At 51.0% G+C, this 1396-nt stretch carries 1 protein-coding gene and 1 pseudogene; both read right to left on the bottom strand.

Translation table 11 applies throughout. The features are described 5' to 3' along the window. Nucleotides 1-101 (bottom strand): annotated as a pseudogene (locus ACTHUT_RS20710) (Mur ligase family protein); the annotation flags it as partial. Between the two features lie 26 nt (nucleotides 102-127). Then, a partial coding sequence (locus ACTHUT_RS20705; RefSeq protein ID WP_440419686.1) for a peptidoglycan D,D-transpeptidase FtsI family protein occupies nucleotides 128-1396 on the bottom strand: 1269 nt, incomplete at its 5' end.

The raw sequence follows: 1396 nt of genomic DNA, 5'->3' as shown, positions 1-1396 counted from the left end.
TTAATTTGTCGGCTGTCTGAATGCAACAAACGCCCTGCTGCGTTTTCACACAGCAGAGGCGGAAAGTTGGTTTCAGCCAAGGGGGTTAACTTGCTGAACATAAACAATATCTCTTTGATTGTTTGGATTATGACGGTACTTTGACAGTAGCGGCATTACTTAAAGGCTTGGTTGGGGAAACGCCCAAGATGTTCAAGCTTCCGCTCATGACTTCTTTGAATACAGGACCCGCAACCACGCCGCCGTAATAGCCGTTTGCAGTCGGCTCGTCGATGGTAACGGCCACAATCACGCGTGGATTTTTAGCCGGAGCAAAACCGATGAACGTACCGACGTGTTTGTTGTCCACATAGCGGCCATTGACCAGTTTGCGCGCCGTACCGGTTTTCGCACCTACGTCGAAACCATCCACGGCACCGGCAGTACCGGTACCGCCGGCCTCAGTAACGGAAACCATCAACTCACGCACTTTTTTTGCGGTAGAGGCTTTGATAACGCGCTTGCCTTTAGGTGCAACCGCTTGTTTTTCAAAGCTGACCGGCAACAATTCACCGTCATGGGTCAAGACAGTATAGGCACGCGCCAATTGCAACAGGCTCAATTGCAGGCCATAACCGAAAGACATGGTTGCCTGTTCGATTTTTTGCCATCTGCGCCAGCTTCTCAACAAACCTGCCGTTTCACCCGGGAAGCCTGAATGCATGCGCACGCCCACACCCAAATCATGATAGAAATCGTACATTTCTTTAGGCGTAAACATGGCAGAAAGTTTACTGGTGCCGACGTTGGAAGATTTTTGCATAATGCCGCGCACATCCAAAGTAGGATAAACGTGGGTATCTTGTACGGTGGCCGGGCCGATTTTGTAAGGCAAGGTGTTGAATGTATCGGTCGTATCCACTTTGCCGGAATCCAGCGCTTTGGCAATGGTAAACGGCTTCATGGCAGAACCAGGTTCGATCATGTCGGTTACGGCGCGGTTGCGGCGCTGTTCGCTATTGGCTTGGCCGGGCTGATTCGGATCGTAAGCCGGGCTGTTGACCAAAGCCAAAATTTCGCCGGTTTGCGCATCCAATACCACAACCGTACCCGCTTTGGCCTTGTGATAAGCCACAGCTTTGTTCAACTCGTCATATGCCAGCGTCTGAATGCGCTGATCCAAAGACAAAATCATGTCTTGGCCGTTTTTAGGCACGCTGTTGCGTGGAGAGTCGAGGCTGTCTACGATATTGCCTTTGTTGTCGCGCAATACGACTTTCGCGCCATCTTCACCGCGCAGGCTGTCTTCACGGGAAAGCTCCAAGCCCTCCTGACCTTTGCCGTCGATATTGGTAAAACCGATAACGTGCGCAAACAGATTGCCCATCGGGTAATGGCGTTTCAATTCTTTTTGGAA

This window comes from Neisseria sp. P0022.S010, assembly GCF_051956635.1.
This window is presented reverse-complemented; position numbering and strand designations above follow the sequence as displayed.